The following is an 18,124-nucleotide window of genomic DNA, read 5'->3' on the forward strand; positions in this document are numbered from 1 at the left end:
GGTGGTAGAATAATGGGATCCCCCGAATATTTAAAAATAGTTGATGCAATAAAACATAGAATTACCAGTGAAGAAATAAAACCGGGTGATGCCATACAGTCAGAGAATCTCCTTTGCGAAGAATTTAATGTCAGTCGAATGACGGTCAGAAAAGGTCTGGCGGTACTCGTCAATGAGGGATACATCTACTCCATTCCGGGTAAGGGCAACTATGTTTGTGAGCCTAATCTGGATTCATATACACTTCATTTTGATGAAATGATGACCACTGAAAAAAAAGGTGAGGAAATCCGGCTGATTGAGGTCAATGTCGTGAAACCCAGCTATGAGGTGGGTTTCAATCTGGAAATGGCCGAAAACAAGCATGTCATCGTTGTAAAACGGGTGTTTGTCAGCGATGGTGTGGTCAAAGCCTTTGATATCAAGTATATTCCTTATTATCGGGGCATTCCGATTGTCGAAAAAGAGATTCGCTATGCCACCTTTCCGGAGATGGTGGCTAAAAAGAATTCTATTTTTGCGATGACTAAAAAGCTAAAAATCCGTGCCATGGCAGCTAAAGGGGAAGTCAGTCAGGTGCTCGATATTATGGAAGGCGATCCGGTTCTGGTGGTTGAGCAGAAGTTGCTGGATGAAAAAGATCATCCGATTGGATGGGGTTTGATGTACTTTACCGGGGAGGATTCTGGTTTAGAGGCAATTGCCTCCTTCGATTAGTTATGAATAACTGAGGTATGGGATGAAAAAAAGTATCTTATTAATTGTGTGTGGAATGATTCAAGATGAGATGAGCTTAGCGATGAAGAATACCAATATCAATTATGATACCATTTGGATGAGTGCAGAACTGCATAACAACCCGGACTTATTAAAACTGGAATTACAAAAAGAGATCAATAGCCATCAGGAATATGATATGATTCTTTTGGGATATGGAAACTGTGGAAAAGCACTGATCGGGTTGCAAAGTGACCATGCCAGGCTGGCATTGTTGCGCTCTGAGGATTGTATTCAGATGCTGCTACACAATAAAGAAAAACTCAAATCGATCCGGGGCGAAACCTATTTTATTACCAAGGGGTGGATGATGGGGAAAAAGTCCTTAAAAGAAGAATATCATTATGCCATTAATAAGTATGGTCCCAAACGGGCAGAAATGATCATGGGGATCATGTTTAAGAATTACAAGTCCCTGATGATGATTGACTCAGGTGCCTATGATCTGGAAGATTGGATTCATTGTGCCCGGCATTTAAGCCAGGTACTGAAATTGGATTTTGTTATTACCCAGGGAGATGTAGAACTGCTAGAAATGTTCATCTCGCTGGAGTGGGATCATCGGGTGGTGGTGATCGAACCGGGAACGAAAATAACGATGGATGATTTTGGGGTGGAATGTGCCGTAGCATCCTGTGCGAATAGGATATCATAATTTTGATAGTATTTTGATTTAATCTGAAGATGAGCAGGATATACGAACGGGGATCACAGGGAGATACTTAAAATGGGTGTCTCTTTTTTAGTTTAGCAGCGGCGCAGCGCAACTCATATTGGTGATGGGTTGGGTTGATGCCAGCTTAATACGGATACAGACAGATCTAGACAGATAAATCGGAAAACAGTATAATAAAAGCGTACAGCAGCAGAAAAACAAGAGAGGAAAATCGATGAAACTTGAACAACTACTAAAAGAACTAAATATAATTGAGGTTAGAAACAATCAGCTGGACTGTGAGATAAAAAAAATTTGCTACAATTCCCGGGCAGCCGAGGCAGGCAGCCTGTTTGTAGCCATTCCCGGCTATGTTACCGATGGCCATCAGTACATTGATAGTGCCATCAGCCAGGGCGCCGCTGCGGTCATCCATCAGGATGACCTGGGCGACTATCAAACCGAGGTTGTTTACATAAAGGTAGGCGATTCCCGCCACGCGCTGGGGATATTGGCGAGTTGTTTTTACGGGAAACCTTCGCAGTCGATGGTGGTCACCGGCATTACCGGAACCAACGGCAAAACCTCTCTGACCTATATGCTTAAACATATTTTTGAAACGGCGGGCAATACCTGCGGTCTGATCGGGACGATTCATAATCTGATTGGCGATCAGGTGGTTGACAATCGCGGCCGAACCACCCCGGAATCGTTAGAAGTTCAGGAGATTTTAAAAGAAATGAAGGATCGTGGTTGCTCCCATTTATTTATGGAGGTCTCTTCCCACGGATTGGCTCTGGATCGGGTCAATGGGGTCGATTTTGACTATGGCATCTTTACCAACCTAACCCAGGATCATCTGGATTATCATAAAAGCTTTGAAAACTATTTTAATGCCAAAGCGAAACTCTTTTTTCAGGTCAAAAAAGCCAATATTATCAATGGGGATGACCCCTGGGGTCAGAAGCTGTGTGAAATAGTGGCAGCCATTAAAAGCGTACCGGTGATCACCTATGGCTTAAATCCGGGGTATGACTATTTCGCCAGAGATCTGGTTTTTGGCTCCAAAGGCACCGCCTTTACGCTGGTTACGACGGAGTGGGAAGAGCAATTATTCTTAAATATCCCCGGTGAGTTTATGGTCTATAATGCCATCGCCGCGATCATTGCCGCACTGCTAGAAGCAGTCCCGATCGCGGTAATTCGGGAAGCCCTGGCGACGATGCCGGGGGTCGAAGGGCGGATGGAAATTCTCGATGTTGAGGCGCCCTTTGATGTGATTATTGATTATGCCCACTCGCCGGATTCGCTGGAAAAACTGCTCTTATCAGTACGAAAAATATTCACCGGTCGGATTGTCCTGGTCTTTGGTTGCAATGGTGACCGGGATAAGGAAAAAAGACCGATTATGGGGCGGATCGCAGGAGAATATGCTGATATGGTGGTGGTCACCTCGGACAATCCGGCCAGTGAAAACCCGAGCGCGATCATTGACGCGGTGGTGGCCGGCGTCCGCGAAAAAACCGATCAGGTCGCGACCGTGGAGCTGCGCCAGGAAGGCATCTATTATGGAGCCTCTTTGTGTCGCCCGGGAGATGTGCTGGTGCTGGCTGGCAAAGGTCACGAAAAACAGGAAATCATGAAAGACGAAACCCTTTATTACAACGAATGGGATACCGCCAGAGAAGCCGTCGCCCGGCTAAAACTGAAGTCCGAGAATTAGAAAGACCACCTAAAAAGCACCCGATGGGTGCTTTTTAGGTGGTCGATAATCTTCCAAATCACTAATTGCAAACGAGCTTAGTCAGAGCTACGCTCGCCCGTTAAATTACTCACCTTTTTCAAGGTTCTCCAGGGTTTCCAGGCGATCCATGATCTCCAGCAGGGCTTCTTCCAGAATCGCCTTTTCTTCGGCCAATTCCTGTAAAACAGTGTAGTCCTTGGTGATTTCAGAAAGCTTCTGGGTGACAAAATCAAGCCGCTGATCCTTGCTTTCGAGATCCGAGAGCAGGGCTTCCTGTTCGCGTTTTTCCTTGTAGGTTAGACCGGGTTTGCGGGTTTTGGGTTTTTCAAGCGGTGGCGGTGTGGTTTTTTTAACCGCTTGATCGCGACTATCTTCACGGTTGCCCACTCCGGTCAGGGGATGTTTTTTGATATAATCCGAATAATTGCCGGTTTGGGTGGTAATCTGACCATGGCCGTCAAAGGAAAAGATCTGTTCGCAGGTGCGGTCGAGAAAATAGCGGTCATGGGAAACGGTCAGTACCGAGCCCTGAAACTCGTCCAGATAGGCTTCTAAAACAGTCAGGGTATCAATGTCCAGATCGTTGGTCGGTTCATCAAACAGCAATACATTAGGAGCCATCATGAGGATCCCCAGCAGATAGAGTCGCCGCCGTTCGCCGCCGGAAAGTTCGGAAATATAAACCCATTGGCTGTTTTTATCAAACAAAAAAAGTTCCATCATCTGTGCTGCAGTGACGCTGTCGCCACGGGAATTTTCCATCACTTCGGCTTTTTCGCGGATATAATCAATTGCCCGGAGGCTCAGATCCATATCTTCGGATTCTTGTGAAAAATAACCGATTTTAACGGTTTCGCCGAAGGTGATCGTGCCACTATCCGGCTGTAGCTTTCCGGCCAGCAAATTCAGCAGGGTCGACTTGCCATAGCCGTTTTTGCCGATGATTCCAATCCGTTCGCTGGGACCGAGGATCATCGAAAAATCGTTGATGACTTTCACAGGGGCAAAGGACTTGCTTAAATGCTCAATCTCAATAACTTTTTTACCAAGGCGGGAAAAGCCCACCGAGATTTCCATCTGGTTTTCGGAAAGATCAGTGGCGCGTTCTTTGATTTCTTCAAACCGTTGAATCCGGGCTTTCTGCTTGGTCGTTCGGGCACGGGCGCCGCGGCGGATCCAGGCCAGCTCACGGCGATAGAGATTTTGGCGTTTTTCCTCGATGGCGGTTTGAGCCTCGCGACGGTTGGCTTTTTGTTCTAAAAAGTCGGAATAATTGCCAGTATACTCATAGAGGTTGCCCAGATCAAGTTCAATGGTTTTAGTCACCACCCGATCAAGAAAATAGCGGTCATGGGTGACCATTAGCAGTGCACCTTTGCGGTTTAGTAAATAATTCTCCAGCCAGGCAATCGTGTCATTGTCAAGGTGATTGGTAGGCTCATCGAGAATCAGCAGATCGCAGGGGGTCAGTAGTGCTGAAGCCATCGCCACCCGTTTGCGCTGTCCCCCGGAAAGCTGACCAATTCGTTTATGATAGTCGTGAATACCCAGCTGCGAGAGGATTGTTTCGACCTGGGATTTGAGATTCCAGAGGTTTTCATCATCAATCCGCTGGGACAGTACCATCAGCCGTTTTTGCAGGGCACTATCCTCCGGTGCGGCTTCTAAGGTAGCCAGGGTGGACTCATAATCCCGCACCAGGTTCATTTCCGGAGAGTTGGCCGAAAAAACCTGAGAAAGCACCGTCGTATCGGGGTCAAGCTCGGGATCTTGGGAAAGAATTTCGACCCGTTTGGAGCCAAAAAATTTAACCGCACCGGCATCGGGGCTGTCGAGCTTTCCGATTATTCGCAGCAGCGAGGTTTTTCCGGAACCGTTAACCCCGATCACCCCGATCTTATCGGTATCGGCGATCGAAAACGAGATATCATTAAAAAGGGTTTTGACCCCATAGGTTTTTTTAAGATTTTCAATACTGGCAATATTCATTGACTTGTCCTTTGTGTTTTCATTTTGCTAATATTTTATCATAAATGAGAGGGTTCTTGGAAAAACTTTACAAAAAGTCCTGAAAATAGTATCATGTAGTGATGAATTGGAAAAACGAATTGTAATAATAAATTAAGGTGAGGTGGGAAAAATGATGTTGGGTAAAACCATTTTTATAGCTAAAAGTGCTGATGTGGTCGGAAAAGTAAAGCTGGGGAATTTTATCTCAGTATGGTTTCAGGTGGTGCTGCGGGGCGATGTTGACAGTATCACCATTGGTGATCGAACCAATATTCAGGATGGCTCGGTGGTTCACGTGGCCGCAGGTTATCCGACGATCATCGGCGATGGGGTTAGCATCGGCCACAAGGCCATTATTCACGGCTGCGAAATCGGTGATAACGTGCTAGTCGGTATGGGTGCGATTATTCTTAATGGTGCAAAAATAGGCGAAAATTCGATTGTTGGTGCCGGTTCGCTGGTGACCCAGGGAAAGGTGTTTGCGCCCAACTCACTGATCATGGGCAGTCCGGCCAAGGTTGCTCGAGAACTGAAACCTGAAGAAATTCAGAGCATCCGAGACAACGCTGAAGAATACTTAGAGACCATGAAGGGTTATCTGTAAGCGACCAGAGAAAAAGCGTGCAAATAAAAAAAGACCTTGGGTCTTTTTTTATTTGCTAAAACTTGACAGGGGTCAGGCGAAACCGTTCAAGCGGTTTGTGTAAAATGGTGACGATGACAATGCCGACCAGGCCTTGCAGAGCGCTAAAGGGAACATTAAGCAGGGGTCCGACGATGCTGCCGTACATGATCACTTCGGCCAGGTAATAAACGGCGGTCATGGCAATCACGGCGGGAAAAGAAAAGAACAGAATGTTTTTATCGGGAAAGCGCTCCATCAGGTAGCCAAAAATAAAGGCCATCGCACCTTTGGCAATAAAGGTCGGTAGCATGTAGGCTCCATAACCGCCAAAGTAGTCGGCTCCGGCCGAGCCGATGCCGGCGGCAATCAGACCGCCCCAGGGGCCTAAAATATAAGCCGACAAGAGCACCGCCCCGTCACCCAGGTGGACATAACCATTGGGTATCGGGATTTTAACTAGCGATGTCATCACCAAGATGAGCGCCATCATTAACGCCGTATAGGTAATTTTTTTTGTTTGAGTATTCATTTATCAGTACCTCGATTCTAAAAAAATCCTAAGCCGACGGGATACCGTTAGCTTAGGATAAGATTATCTCATAAGATTTTTAAAAATCAAGGGTTTGAATGGGGCGATTTTTTTGTAAATCTGAACCCATTAAAGCTGTTCAATAAAGATATTCGCGGTACTGTTACCCGGCAGGTCGGTTTTTTCCGGGTTGTTCGGTGAAATTGAAATACTGATGCTATAACCGCTAACGGTTCCCTTCAGGTTGGTTGTTGCCGAAACTGTCTCCTCAGTATAATCCGGGGCACTGGAGAGCAGGTTCTGATAGAAAACAAGAATCTCGTCGGTGGAATAATCAGAAACATAGGAAGTTTTCCATCCCGGTTTTCCGGAAACACCAGTAATCTGGTGGGATTGAGAAAGACTGGTTACGCCATAGAGGGGCACCATTTGGCTGGGATAGTTGCCAGCTAGCAGACCGGCTTCGTCAACATAAATGTCTTCTGAATTTTCTTCGATGACGGTTTGCATTTCCTGGGGAACGACAATCGCTGTGGTCGCCGTGGCATCGGGCTGATTATTTTTTATTGGTTCTGGCTGTTTGGTTGTTGTTGTAGTCGTGCTGGTTTCTTTGGCCGTTGTTTTTTCATCACTTAACAGCTTTGGCATCAGTAGGACAGCGCCGGTAATCAGCACGCCAATGAGTAGAACTGAAAGAAGGACATAACGTATTTTCATAGATAACTCCTTTTGTATTTTATTTAATTAACAGTTTGTCGAGAAATGGTTGCTAAAAGCACGCAGTCTTTCCCAATAAACTGTTACCAATGGTAAGGTTAGTATCATTATACCCGAGATTCTTAATTTTTAGAATAAAGATTTCAAAAAACTTGATTTTATTAAGGTTATTGGATAAAATATAAAACAGACCATTTTAGATTTAAAATAGTATCGGATCATATTAAATTAACTAAAAACATAAATGTCAGGATAAGGACGCTGTGGGGAAAGGCTTTAACAGAGAGACAATCATTGTGGTGAAAGATTGTTTAAGGACGCCTCAGAGAGATCACCTTTGAACAGGATTTCTAAAGGCTTAATTAACGATTAGTTAGCGTAGCCTAGGAAACCCCGGGGAATCGTTAACTTCATAGAGTGGGCAGCTTGCTGTCAATTTGGGTGGTACCGCGATTTTTCGTCCCTTGGATTTTTCAGGGGGCGTTTTTTGTGTTTAAACGATTTTATCAAGTAGCGTTTTTTGACACATTTATTTTGGAGCAGCAGCTGCGCTCGTTTTATCGCAGCGCATTTCATTCATGCAATTAGTTCAGTATATTTAAATCAGACCACTTATCTGAGCGTATTTTATTCAATCAAAAAGTCTTATTGGAGGTAGAAATTTGGCGCAATTTAAAACATTAATAGAAGGAAAAGTCGGCGAGAAAGAAGATGCCATCTCAGCACAATGGGAGGCGATCAATCTTTTGCAGAAAACCATTGATAACCGGGCGGACAAAGAGAACTTTGTCTTTTATGAAGGCCCCCCAACGGCTAACGGCCGGCCGGGGATTCATCATGTGCTGGCACGGACATTAAAAGATACCGTCTGTAAGTACAAGGTCATGGACGGTTACCGGGTGTTGCGTAAAGGCGGCTGGGATACCCATGGCCTGCCGGTCGAAATCGAAGTCGAAAAACAGCTGGGTTTGTCCAGCAAGCCCGAAATCGAAGCCTATGGTATTGACAAGTTTAACCAAAAATGTAAGGAATCGGTCTTTAATTACGAAAGCCAGTGGAAGGAAATGAGCCGCAAAATGGGTTATTTCATTGACATGGAAGACCCCTATATTACCCTGGATAACAATTATATTGAAAGTGTCTGGTGGATTCTCGATAAGTTCAATAAAGAGGGCTTTCTTTATGAAGGTCACAAGATCATGCCCTATTGCCCCCGTTGCGGAACCGGGCTGGCCTCTCATGAGGTTGCCCAGGGTTATCAGGAAATCAAAAGCAATACCGTTGTAGCGGCATTTAAACGCAAGGATGCCAACGAATACTTCCTGGTCTGGACGACCACTCCCTGGACCCTAGCCGCCAATGTCGCGCTGGCTGTTCACCCGGAGGCCGATTATATTAAAGCCCGCAGCAATGACGAGGTTTATATCTGCGCCAAGGTGCTGGCGCCTAAATTACTGGGCGAAGGCTACGAAATTTTAGCTGAAATGAAAGGCTCAGCGCTGGAACACATCGAGTATGAACAGCTGATGCCCTTTGTGATTCCCGATAAAAAAGCCTTTTTTGTTACCTGTGCCGACTATGTCACCACCGAAGATGGCACCGGGATTGTTCATATCGCCCCGGCCTTTGGTGAAGATGACTACAAGGTTGGCCGACAATACAATCTGCCGGTATTGCAGCCAGTCGCCGAGGACGGCAAATATACCGATACCCCCTGGAAGGGTCAATTTGTTATCGATGCCGACTTGGATATTATCAAATGGTTAAAAGCTGAAGGTAAGCTGTTTAAAAAAGAAAAGGTAGTTCATAACTATCCCCATTGCTGGCGCTGTAAAACGCCACTGCTTTATTATGCCAAGCCCAGCTGGTATCTCGAAATGACTAAGATCAAAGACCGTTTGATCAAGAATAATAACGAGGTCGAATGGTATCCCGATTATGTCGGTGAAAAACGCTTTGGCAACTGGCTTGAAAACCTCAATGACTGGGCGATCTCGCGCAGCCGCTACTGGGGTACGCCATTGCCGGTCTGGCGCTGTGACGGCTGCGGTAAACTTGAAACCGTCGGTTCCCGCAAAGAACTGGTTGAGCGGGCAGTTGAAAAAATTGATGAAAGTATTGAGCTGCATCGGCCCTATGTCGACGATGTCCATTTCACTTGTCCTGATTGCAGCCAAACGATGACTCGTGTCAAGGATGTCATCGACTGCTGGTTTGATTCCGGTTCGATGCCCTTTGCCCAATATCACTATCCTTTTGAAAATAAAGAACTATGGGAAGAACAATTCCCGGCTGATTTTATCTGCGAAGGGATTGATCAGACCCGTGGCTGGTTTTATTCACTATTGGCGATTTCCTCCTTTGTGACTGGCAAGGCGCCCTACAAAAAGGTCTTGGTCAATGACTTGATCCTCGATGCCGAGGGACAGAAAATGTCCAAATCCAAGGGAAACTCGGTTGATCCCTTTGAAATGTTTGCTGAATACGGCGCCGATGCGCTACGCTGGTATCTGCTTTATGTATCACCGGCCTGGACGCCGACCCGTTTTGATGTTAAGGGAATCAAAGAGGTACAAAGCAAGTTCTTTAATACCCTGAAAAATACCTATCACTTTTTTGCCCTTTATGCCAACACCGACAGCATCGATCCCCGTGATTTTTTTGTGGACTATGCCAATCGTCCCGAAATCGATGCCTGGATCTTGTCTAAATATAACCGCCTGGTCAAAGAGGTGCGCGAAGAAATGGAAGTCTTTGACTTAACCAAAGCGGTCAAGAAAATCCAGAACTTTGTCAACGAAGATTTGTCCAACTGGTATATCCGCCGTAATCGTCGCCGCTTCTGGGGAACTGAGCTAACTGAAGATAAAAAAGCGGTTTACAACACCACCTGGGAAGTGCTCGAAGGAGTAGTTCGCCTTTGTGCACCCTTTGCCCCTTATATTACCGAAGAACTCTATCAAAAGCTAACCGATGGGGTGTCAGTCCATTTGGCTGATTATCCGACTATCAATGAAGCATTGATTCAGGATGCCATTGAAGAGCCAATGGATCTGGTTCGGGAGCTGGTCAGCCTCGGCCGGGGTGCCCGCGAAGAGGCGCAGATCAAGGTTCGACAACCCTTATCGAAGATTATTGTCGATGGCAAGTACCGCCAAACCCTCGGCGATCTCTGTGTCCTGATCGAAGAAGAACTCAATATTAAACAGGTCGTCTTTGAAGACAATCTCGGCGACTTTATGAACTATGCCTTAAAACCCGATTTCAAGGTGGCCGGCCCGATCCTTGGCAAAAACGTCAAGCTGCTGGGCAAGGCGCTGGCATCAGTAGAGGCCAGTGAGGTAGTCGCCAAGCTGGAAGCCGACGCTAGCTTTGTGATTGAGCTCGATGGCGAAAGCATTGAACTGCGCAAGGATTTTATCGACATCCGGATTTCGGCCAAAGAAGGCTTTAATGTACAGATGTTTAACAACAAGTTTATCATCCTCGATACCAGCCTCAATCAGGATTTGCTCGATGAAGGCTGTGCCCGGGAATTTGTCTCCCGGATTCAGCAGCTAAGGAAGTCAAACGGCTACGAAGTGATGGATCGCATCGATATCAGCTACAGCAGTGACGAAGCCATGGATCGGGCGATTGACATCTATACAGATTTTATTAAAACCGAAACCCTGGCCGACACGATCACCGCTACAGCCGGTGTCGGTGAAGTCTTTAATTTGAATGGCCATGATACCGCGATTGAACTGGTCAAGAAATAGCGTGAAATAGAATACAACAAAAACCAGATAGCATATTAAACAAACACCCCCCAGTAAAGCGGTCATCGCCTTACTGGGGGGTGTTTGTGTTGAAGTGTAGATATAAATAACCTTATTTTTCTTCATACTGCGGATAATAGCCCAGGAACTGAAAATACTCAGCCTTTTCCTGAATGATCGGCAGCAGGTTGACCAGGGTGTTCTGGGAAATATTGCCGGTGAAGTCGATAAAAAACAGGTATTGCCAATTCTCTTTTAATAGCGGTCGGGATTCGATCTTGCAGAGATTGAGTGAAAAGACCGAAAAGATTCCGATAATTTCATAGAGTGCACCAGGACGATGGGGCAGCCGAAAGGCGATGCTGACCCGGCTGGGATGTTCAAACAGTTCGATCTCGCGGGAAATAACGACAAACCGGGTGACATTGGTTTGTGAAAAGTTGATGTCTTCGGCTAAGACTTCGAGATCATAAATTTGACCGGCCCGCTTGCTGGCAATGGCGGCCATTGTGGGGTCGTTTTGCTCGGCCACAAAGGCGGCGGCAATGGCGGTGTTATAATAGGGGATGCACTTCCAGTCGGGATAATCATCGAGAAATTCCTGGGATTGCGAAAAGCCCTGGGGATGGGAATAAACCTCGGTAATGGTTGCGAGGCTGGCGCCCTTTGGTGAAAGCAGGCAGTGCCGTGCTTTGATTTCCTGTTCGCCGACAATATAGTACTGATAACGCGACAGCAGGTCATAAACTGCGGCAATCGAGCCGGTCGAGGAGTTTTCAATCGGTAGTACCCCATAATCGATAAAACCCTCACTCAGGGCGACAAAAACATCCTCAAAGGTTTTGAAAGGGGACAGCTGACACTGCTGCTTAAAAAAAGCCAGGCTGGCTTCTTCGCCATAAGAACCGCGGGTGCCGGCATAAGCCACCCGCGGTTCTTTTTTGATGGTTTTTGGATAGTCAGAAAAAGCTTGATCTAATAAGTCAAAGGATTGGGCCGTAGTCATCTCAGTAACCAATATTTTCGCCGACTAAAATCACCTTGATCCGGCCGGGGATGCGGCTGTGGCGGGTGGTGACGATATTGGCACACATGCAGTCAGCAGCATGACACTGGGCGCAGCTGCCGGTATCGTAGCAAGGGGTTTTGGCACTTAAGCGAATCGCGTTTACCGGAGCAGCGGTATTTTGAGCCCGATAAATCCCGGCATCGACATTGGCAACCACCTTGTTGATCCCGGCAATGACAATCACCTGCTCGGGACCAAAACAGATTAGCGCAACCCGGTTGCTGATCCCATCGACATTAACCAGTTCACCATCCATGGTGATGGCGTTGGTGCCGGTCAAGAAGGTGTGAGCTAGTACCCCCTGGGCAACCACCGCTCTTTTTTCCTGCTGAGTTTTTGCCAGGCTACGGTCAATATAGTCAAAATCACCGTTTTTAACGGCATCCAGTAAGCCAATTTCCTTGATTGATTCAGAACCACCGTGGGTCACACTGACACCGCGGGGAATCAGAGACAAAGCCAGTTCCAGCGCCTCAGCGGCGGTCTTGCAATAATAGCCTTCAAAATTTCGGCGCTCCATTTTCTTAATTAAAGAGCGGCTGAGATTCAGATAATTATCTTCCTTATAACCCAAAATGATACCTCCAGAGAAAATAGTTAACATAATAACCTTATTATAATCCAAAGTCGTTAAAAAAACAAAATTTATTGAGAAAATGGGGTATAATAATAAAAAACATGCAATCGCAGAAGAGGAGGACAAAGACATGCATAAATATAAGGGGATAATCTTTGATTTAGACGGCACCCTGGTCAATTCACTAGAAGACCTGATCGATTCGGTCAATGCGATTCTTAAATATAATCGCTTGCCGGTTCATTCCTATGAAGAGGGAAAAAAGCTGATTGGTAGAGGCTTAAGAAATTTAGTCCGGGATGCCGTGCCGGAAAATTATCGTGATAATGATCCTTACGTGGACGAATTAACGGAAATGCTTAAAGCCGAATACGCGACTAATTACAGAAATAAAACGAAGCCGTATCCCGGCGTCACAAAACTGCTGGATTATTTAAAAATTCATGAGATTCCCTTTAGTGTCTGTACCAATAAGCCGGATGCAGCTGCCAAGTCGCTAATCCATGGCCTGTTTCCAGACTACCATTTTGTCGACGTAATTGGTTTTACCAGGGATGAATTGCGAAAACCCAATCCCGAGACAAGCGTAAAACTGGCTCAGAAGATGGGCGTAAAACCACAGGATTGTCTATTTGTCGGGGATTCGACAATTGATTACGAAACCGCCCTGAGAGCCGGAATGCTGCCAGTTTTATGTACCTGGGGATTTGAATCCTTTGAAGTACTGACCAAGCTCGATGAGGCGATCTGGCTGCATAACCCAATGCGGATTGTTGAAGCGCTGCGTTATGGCAAGGAAATGTATTCGCTTTTTAACGAAATACCAGATCCCAACCCCAATGCCCAAAAGAAAAAACACTGATCAGAGATAAAGACCGCGACTAGAAAATCTGAAACCTTAAGAAATGTAAACGTTAAACAAAATGTAAACGAAAATCAAAATTACATATTGACAAAAAAACCAGGTCTTGTTATAATAAAAAATTTTACTTTTCCTTAAATCTGTGGTATACTAACCTAGAGAAAACCACAGAGAGGTGAAGTTCATGCCAAAAGCAACCATTATGGACATTAGACGCGAGGTGGAAAATTGTCTTGGTAAACGGGTCAAACTTGAAGCACATAAAAGCAAGAAAAAACTCTACCAAAAAGAAGGGGTAATTGAGAGCACTTATCCCAGTATTTTTACCGTTCGAGTTCAAGAGGATAAAAGAAAAGAACAGAAGTTGTCTTTCAGTTATTCTGATCTTCTAACTCAAAGTGTAAAGATTGTATTACTAGATGAGAATGAAGTTGACGGCGCACTGTTAGTTTCATAACGACAACATAAAATAACCACATTAGGAGAAGGACTCAGGTTCTTCTTTTTTTGTTGGCTTAAATGGTAGGCTTTTTATTAAAGCGATGGTATAATAACCGGGTATTAAAAAATTGGAGATAAAAATGAAAGCTAAGAACCTGAAGATAGAATCTGAAATTGGCAAATTGAAAAAGGTGCTGGTTCACCGGCCAGGAAAGGAACTGGAGCGAATTGTTCCGGATTCCCTCAAGGAGCTCTTATTTGAGGATATCCCCTGGCTTGCCCGAATGCAAGAGGAGCACGATGCCTTTGCCGCGATCCTCAGAAAACGCGGTGCCGAGGTGCTCTATGTCGAGGACTTATTAAAAGATATTTTAAAAGATACCGCCGTTCGCGAAAGCATCATTGCCGAAGTGATTGATAAGAATCCCTCATCGGGAAATTACATCGATGGCTTTTTAAATGAGTATCTGATGTCGCTCGACAGCAATACCCTGGGCGAGGCCTTAATTGCTGGGGTGCTGCAAAAAGAACTGGATCATCTGGATCGGCACCGGGTGCTGACTGATTATTTAAAAGGCTCGGAACCCTATGCCTTTTATTTGAATCCACTGCCAAACTTATATTTTATGCGCGATCCAGCTGTCGCGATTCATGATGGGATGTCCATTTCGGCGATGGCGACCCGCACCAGAAGGCGGGAAAGTCGTTACCTATCGGCGATTTATCAGCATCACCCGCTGTTTGATAGCTGCAACAATAAAACCTTTTACCAGGATACCAACTTCTTTTCGGTAGAGGGCGGTGATATCCTTATTTTGAGCCCCACTGTCGTAGCGGTCGGGTGCAGCGAACGGACCGAGGTTCAGGGGGTAGAAGAGCTAGCCAAAAACCTCTTTAATGCCGATTTGGGGATAAAAAAGGTGCTGGCGGTAAAAATCCCCCGCAACCGCGCCTTTATGCATCTGGATACTGTCTTTACGATGGTCGACTTTGATAAATTTATTGTCTACCCGGGGATTCTAGAACAGGTTGAAACGGTGATTATGACCCCCGGTAAAGGTGACTATCTCCATTATCAGCGCAAAGATAGCCTCAGAGAAGCACTCAAAGCAGTGCTTGACTTACCAGCCATTAACCTGATTGAGAGTGGTGGCGGCAACCCTGTTGCGGCTGCCCGGGAACAATGGAATGACAGCACCAACACGCTGGCAATTGCCCCCGGCGTGATTGTCGCCTATGCTAGAAATGAGCAATCCAACGCAGTGCTGCGTCAAAACGGCATCGAAGTCATCGGTATTGAAGCATCCGAGCTGGTGCGTGGCCGTGGTGGCCCCCGCTGTATGACGATGCCGCTTTACCGGGATCGGTTTTAGAAGTGATCATTGTGGTGATCGGGCGGTTTTTTAAATAATCGCTGTTAAGCATATTTACCTTGTGAAAGGTAATCTTCAGCAGTTAAAATATAATAAAAGAAGCGATAAACGGAGGAAACGTTATGAATTTAAAAGGACGTCATTTATTGACATTAAAGGATTTTACCCCTGCGGAAATCCAGTATCTGATTGATTACGCTGCCGAACTCAAGGCCAAGAAAAAATCAGGTGTGGTGGGCAACCTGTTAGCAGGTAAAAACATTGTCCTGATTTTTGAAAAAGCATCAACACGAACGCGCTGCGCCTTTGAAGTAGCGGCCTTTGACGAGGGTGCCAATGTCACCTTTTTAACCAATAGCCAAATGGGCAAAAAAGAATCGATTGAGGATACCGCGATTGTTCTGGGACGTTTTTATGATGGCATTGAGTTTCGCGGCTTTGAACAAAAAACCGTCGAAATGCTGGCCGAGTATTCCGGGGTACCAGTCTGGAACGGCTTAACCGATCTCGATCATCCCACCCAGATTTTGGCCGACATGCTGACGATCCAGGAAAATCTTGGATCAGTGCAGGGAAAACGCCTGGTTTATGTCGGCGATGCCCGCAACAATATGGGCAATGCCCTGATGATCGGCTGTGCCAAGCTGGGGATGCATTTTGTCGCCGTGGCTCCAGAATCGCTGTTCCCGGAAGAGGCCTTAGTGGCAGAAATGAAAGCGCTTTGTCAAACAACCGGGGGAACCATTACCCTAACCGCCGACATCAAAGCCGGGGTTAAAGGAGCTGATGCCATCTATACCGATGTCTGGGTGTCGATGGGAGAAGAGGATCAGATGGCTGATCGGATCAAGCTGTTGTTACCATACCAGGTTAATATGGAAATGATTAAGGCTAGCGGCAATGATGAGGTGATCTTCCTCCATTGTTTACCAGCCTTCCATGACCAGGAAACATCGGTTGCCCGCGAAGTTAAGGAGAAATTTGGTCTGGCTGAAATGGAAGTCACCGATGAGGTCTTCCGCAGCAAGCATTCCAAGGTTTTTGATGAGGCCGAGAATCGGATGCATACGATCAAAGCTGTGATGTGCGCATCTCTGGTTGGCTAAAATGTCCGATTGCGTCGTTGCAGTTTCTTTTTCAAATCCTTGCGTATTGTAGATACGCGGCGGCCTTGAAAAAGAACCAGCGCCTAGCACTCGAAAATTTTCGCTCAACCAGCATGGCGTTGCTAAATTAATACGATTCATGACCAGGAGATTAACGATAAATGGAAATTAAAGCGATTAAAAAATTACAAAATGGCTCCGATGTCCGGGGTATTGTCCTTGCTGGTGTTCCTGGTGAGGAGGTCAATTTCACTCAGGACATGGCGATGAAAATTGCCTTTGCCTTTGCGACGTGGTTGGAGAAAAAGCTGGGCAAGGCACCGCTGACCTTTGCCGTTGGCCGCGACAGCCGGTTGTCCGGGCCGCATTTGGCTCAGGCAGTGGCGCTGGGGCTTATTAGCAAGGGTAACACGGTCTATCAATGTGGTCTGGCCACCACCCCGGCGATGTTTATGACCACCATCGATCCGCTGATCCAGGCTGATGGGGCAGTGATGGTTACCGCCAGCCATCTGCCCTTTAACCGCAATGGACTGAAATTTTTCACCAAAGATGGCGGTCTCAATAAAGAGGATATTAGCGAGATTCTAGCAATGGCTGAGACCATTGAAACTAGTTTTACTCCCGGTGGCCAGGCGTTGGATTATGATTTTCTGCCCACCTATTCGCAGAATATTTTAAAGATTATCCGTGCCAAAACCGGATTAGATCAACCCCTGGCCGGTGCTCGGATTGTCGTTGATGCCGGTAATGGGGCGGGTGGATTTTTTGCCAGCCAAGTCTTAGTTCCCTTAGGCGCTGATACCAGCGGCAGTCAGTATCTCGACCCTGATGGCAATTTCCCCAACCACGTCCCTAACCCCGAAGATACGGTGGCGATTGATCATATTACCAAAGCGGTGCTGGCTAACCAGGCTGACTTGGGGATCATCTTTGATACTGATGTCGATCGGGCAGCGATTATCGACGAACGGGGTCATGCCATTAACCGCAATGCTTTTATTGCCTTTATTGCCAGCATCTTGTTATCCGATTATCCCGGGTCGACGATTGTCACTGATTCAATTACATCGACCGGATTAACCGCCTATATTGAAAGCCAGGGTGGCAAGCATCATCGTTTTAAACGGGGTTATAAAAATGTCATTAATGAGGCGATTCGTCTAAATAACGCGGGCATCGAAACCCATTTAGCGATGGAAACCAGCGGCCACGGTGCCATCAAAGAAAACTATTTTCTCGATGACGGCGCCTATCTGGTGACGATGGCGCTGATCAAATTTGCCGAGCTGCTTAAGGCTAACAAACCGATCAGTTCATTTCTTCAGGGCTTAAAAGAACCGCTGGAAGCCACGGAAATCCGGTTAAAGATAACCGCTGAGGATTTTAAGTCTTATGGCGAAACGGTGTTAGCAGATTTTGCCACCTTTGCCGCCAGTCAACCCGGCTGGACGGTGGTGCAACCCAATTACGAGGGGATTCGGGTCAGCTGTGACGCCAGCGCAGGAAACGGCTGGTGTTTGCTGCGCATGTCCCTCCATGATCCGATTATGCCGCTGAATATCGAATCCGATGCGGTCGGCGGTTGTGCGATCATTGAGGCCAGGTTAAAGCAATTTCTGACGGACTATCAGGCGCTTAGATAAAGCAGTTTTGATTTTCTTGAAAATTCTCGATAAATTTAATAAAAAAAAGCCAGCCGCTTGTGAACCTGTTCACAAGCGGCTGGCTTTTTTAGCAGTGCGCCCGGCATGGGCGCAATCTAACGGGTGAAAGTCCCGAGCACGGGTAGGTAGTGCCAAGTGCATAGCTCAAGGCAAGGGTGTCCCCGGCGACGGGGAATCTGAAGGAAGCCGGCGGCAAACTTCTGGTCTGACG

15 protein-coding genes are annotated in these 18,124 nt (G+C 46.4%); 10 read left to right on the top strand and 5 right to left on the bottom strand.

The features are described 5' to 3' along the window. Nucleotides 1-12: 12 nt before the first annotated feature. The 3 genes from QZ998_RS14685 (at nucleotide 13) to QZ998_RS14695 (ending at nucleotide 3,155) form a co-directional block, all read left to right on the top strand. Nucleotides 13-717 carry a GntR family transcriptional regulator gene (locus QZ998_RS14685; protein WP_296561589.1) on the top strand — a complete coding sequence of 235 codons (705 nt, stop codon included), beginning with the start codon at nucleotides 13-15 and terminating at the stop codon, nucleotides 715-717. A 22-nt stretch (nucleotides 718-739) separates the two neighbouring features. Beyond that, nucleotides 740-1,432 (top strand): DUF1638 domain-containing protein, encoded by a 693-nt coding sequence (locus tag QZ998_RS14690; RefSeq protein WP_296561590.1) that lies wholly within the window; start codon nucleotides 740-742, stop codon nucleotides 1,430-1,432. A gap of 235 nt (nucleotides 1,433-1,667) precedes the next feature. Beyond that, the gene (locus QZ998_RS14695) at nucleotides 1,668-3,155 is read left to right on the top strand and encodes a UDP-N-acetylmuramoyl-L-alanyl-D-glutamate--2,6-diaminopimelate ligase (protein WP_296561591.1); all 1,488 of its coding nucleotides are present in this window, start codon (nucleotides 1,668-1,670) and stop codon (nucleotides 3,153-3,155) included. Nucleotides 3,156-3,260: 105 nt separating this feature from the next. On the opposite strand, the gene QZ998_RS14700 is transcribed toward QZ998_RS14695, so the two are convergent. Beyond that, a complete protein-coding gene (locus tag QZ998_RS14700) occupies nucleotides 3,261-5,165 on the bottom strand; it encodes an ABC-F family ATP-binding cassette domain-containing protein (RefSeq protein ID WP_296561592.1) in 1,905 nt (634 codons plus the stop codon). 151 nt (nucleotides 5,166-5,316) lie between these two features. Between QZ998_RS14700 and QZ998_RS14705 the strand changes: the two genes are divergently transcribed. Then, nucleotides 5,317-5,790 (top strand): gamma carbonic anhydrase family protein, encoded by a 474-nt coding sequence (locus QZ998_RS14705; protein ID WP_296561593.1) that lies wholly within the window; start codon nucleotides 5,317-5,319, stop codon nucleotides 5,788-5,790. 55 nt (nucleotides 5,791-5,845) lie between these two features. On the opposite strand, the gene QZ998_RS14710 is transcribed toward QZ998_RS14705, so the two are convergent. Then, complete coding sequence (locus QZ998_RS14710; RefSeq protein WP_296561594.1) at nucleotides 5,846-6,340, bottom strand: ECF transporter S component; 495 nt, start codon at nucleotides 6,338-6,340, stop codon at nucleotides 5,846-5,848. A 129-nt stretch (nucleotides 6,341-6,469) separates the two neighbouring features. Next, entirely contained in the window at nucleotides 6,470-7,057 is a 588-nt protein-coding gene (locus tag QZ998_RS14715; protein ID WP_296561595.1) for a hypothetical protein, read from the bottom strand. 662 nt (nucleotides 7,058-7,719) lie between these two features. Here QZ998_RS14715 and ileS point away from each other — a divergent pair. Then, nucleotides 7,720-10,818 carry an isoleucine--tRNA ligase gene (ileS, locus tag QZ998_RS14720; RefSeq protein WP_296561596.1) on the top strand — a complete coding sequence of 1,033 codons (3,099 nt, stop codon included), beginning with the start codon at nucleotides 7,720-7,722 and terminating at the stop codon, nucleotides 10,816-10,818. A 112-nt stretch (nucleotides 10,819-10,930) separates the two neighbouring features. On the opposite strand, the gene pheA is transcribed toward ileS, so the two are convergent. Together pheA and QZ998_RS14730 are read right to left on the bottom strand one after the other, a co-directional pair. Next, on the bottom strand, nucleotides 10,931-11,824 hold the full coding sequence (gene pheA / locus QZ998_RS14725) for a prephenate dehydratase (RefSeq protein ID WP_296561597.1): 894 nt from the start codon (nucleotides 11,822-11,824) through the stop codon (nucleotides 10,931-10,933). 1 nt (nucleotide 11,825) lies between these two features. Next, nucleotides 11,826-12,461 (bottom strand): lactate utilization protein, encoded by a 636-nt coding sequence (locus tag QZ998_RS14730; protein ID WP_296561598.1) that lies wholly within the window; start codon nucleotides 12,459-12,461, stop codon nucleotides 11,826-11,828. 133 nt (nucleotides 12,462-12,594) lie between these two features. Here QZ998_RS14730 and QZ998_RS14735 point away from each other — a divergent pair, with 133 nt between their 5' ends. From QZ998_RS14735 to QZ998_RS14755, 5 genes are all read left to right on the top strand, one after another. After that, nucleotides 12,595-13,326 (top strand): HAD family hydrolase, encoded by a 732-nt coding sequence (locus QZ998_RS14735; protein ID WP_296561599.1) that lies wholly within the window; start codon nucleotides 12,595-12,597, stop codon nucleotides 13,324-13,326. Between the two features lie 184 nt (nucleotides 13,327-13,510). Next, the gene (locus QZ998_RS14740; protein WP_296561600.1) at nucleotides 13,511-13,783 is read left to right on the top strand and encodes a Veg family protein; all 273 of its coding nucleotides are present in this window, start codon (nucleotides 13,511-13,513) and stop codon (nucleotides 13,781-13,783) included. Between the two features lie 124 nt (nucleotides 13,784-13,907). After that, nucleotides 13,908-15,140, top strand: a complete 1,233-nt coding sequence (locus QZ998_RS14745; RefSeq protein ID WP_296561601.1) for an arginine deiminase — start codon at nucleotides 13,908-13,910, stop codon at nucleotides 15,138-15,140. Between the two features lie 122 nt (nucleotides 15,141-15,262). Continuing rightward, nucleotides 15,263-16,246, top strand: a complete 984-nt coding sequence (gene argF / locus QZ998_RS14750) for an ornithine carbamoyltransferase (protein ID WP_296561602.1) — start codon at nucleotides 15,263-15,265, stop codon at nucleotides 16,244-16,246. A gap of 161 nt (nucleotides 16,247-16,407) precedes the next feature. Further along, nucleotides 16,408-17,892: a phosphomannomutase/phosphoglucomutase gene (locus tag QZ998_RS14755; RefSeq protein ID WP_296561603.1), complete on the top strand. Its 1,485-nt coding sequence runs from the start codon at nucleotides 16,408-16,410 to the stop codon at nucleotides 17,890-17,892. The last annotated feature ends 232 nt before the right edge of the window (nucleotides 17,893-18,124 follow it).

The organism is uncultured Acetobacterium sp., assembly GCF_927416815.1.
Classification (GTDB): Bacteria; Bacillota; Clostridia; order Eubacteriales; family Eubacteriaceae; genus Acetobacterium.

What these genes read in the sequence shown, in the direction of transcription:
- QZ998_RS14685 (WP_296561589.1), top strand. Translation starts at nt 13, where the DNA reads ATGGGATCCCCCGAATATTTAAAAATAGTTGATGCAATAAAACATAGA.
- QZ998_RS14690 (WP_296561590.1), top strand. Translation starts at nt 740, where the DNA reads ATGAAAAAAAGTATCTTATTAATTGTGTGTGGAATGATTCAAGATGAG.
- QZ998_RS14695 (WP_296561591.1), top strand. Translation starts at nt 1,668, where the DNA reads ATGAAACTTGAACAACTACTAAAAGAACTAAATATAATTGAGGTTAGA.
- QZ998_RS14700 (WP_296561592.1), bottom strand. Translation starts at nt 5,165, where the DNA reads ATGAATATTGCCAGTATTGAAAATCTTAAAAAAACCTATGGGGTCAAA.
- QZ998_RS14705 (WP_296561593.1), top strand. Translation starts at nt 5,317, where the DNA reads ATGATGTTGGGTAAAACCATTTTTATAGCTAAAAGTGCTGATGTGGTC.
- QZ998_RS14710 (WP_296561594.1), bottom strand. Translation starts at nt 6,340, where the DNA reads ATGAATACTCAAACAAAAAAAATTACCTATACGGCGTTAATGATGGCG.
- QZ998_RS14715 (WP_296561595.1), bottom strand. Translation starts at nt 7,057, where the DNA reads ATGAAAATACGTTATGTCCTTCTTTCAGTTCTACTCATTGGCGTGCTG.
- pheA (WP_296561597.1), bottom strand. Translation starts at nt 11,824, where the DNA reads ATGACTACGGCCCAATCCTTTGACTTATTAGATCAAGCTTTTTCTGAC.
- QZ998_RS14735 (WP_296561599.1), top strand. Translation starts at nt 12,595, where the DNA reads ATGCATAAATATAAGGGGATAATCTTTGATTTAGACGGCACCCTGGTC.
- QZ998_RS14740 (WP_296561600.1), top strand. Translation starts at nt 13,511, where the DNA reads ATGCCAAAAGCAACCATTATGGACATTAGACGCGAGGTGGAAAATTGT.
- QZ998_RS14745 (WP_296561601.1), top strand. Translation starts at nt 13,908, where the DNA reads ATGAAAGCTAAGAACCTGAAGATAGAATCTGAAATTGGCAAATTGAAA.
- argF (WP_296561602.1), top strand. Translation starts at nt 15,263, where the DNA reads ATGAATTTAAAAGGACGTCATTTATTGACATTAAAGGATTTTACCCCT.
- QZ998_RS14755 (WP_296561603.1), top strand. Translation starts at nt 16,408, where the DNA reads ATGGAAATTAAAGCGATTAAAAAATTACAAAATGGCTCCGATGTCCGG.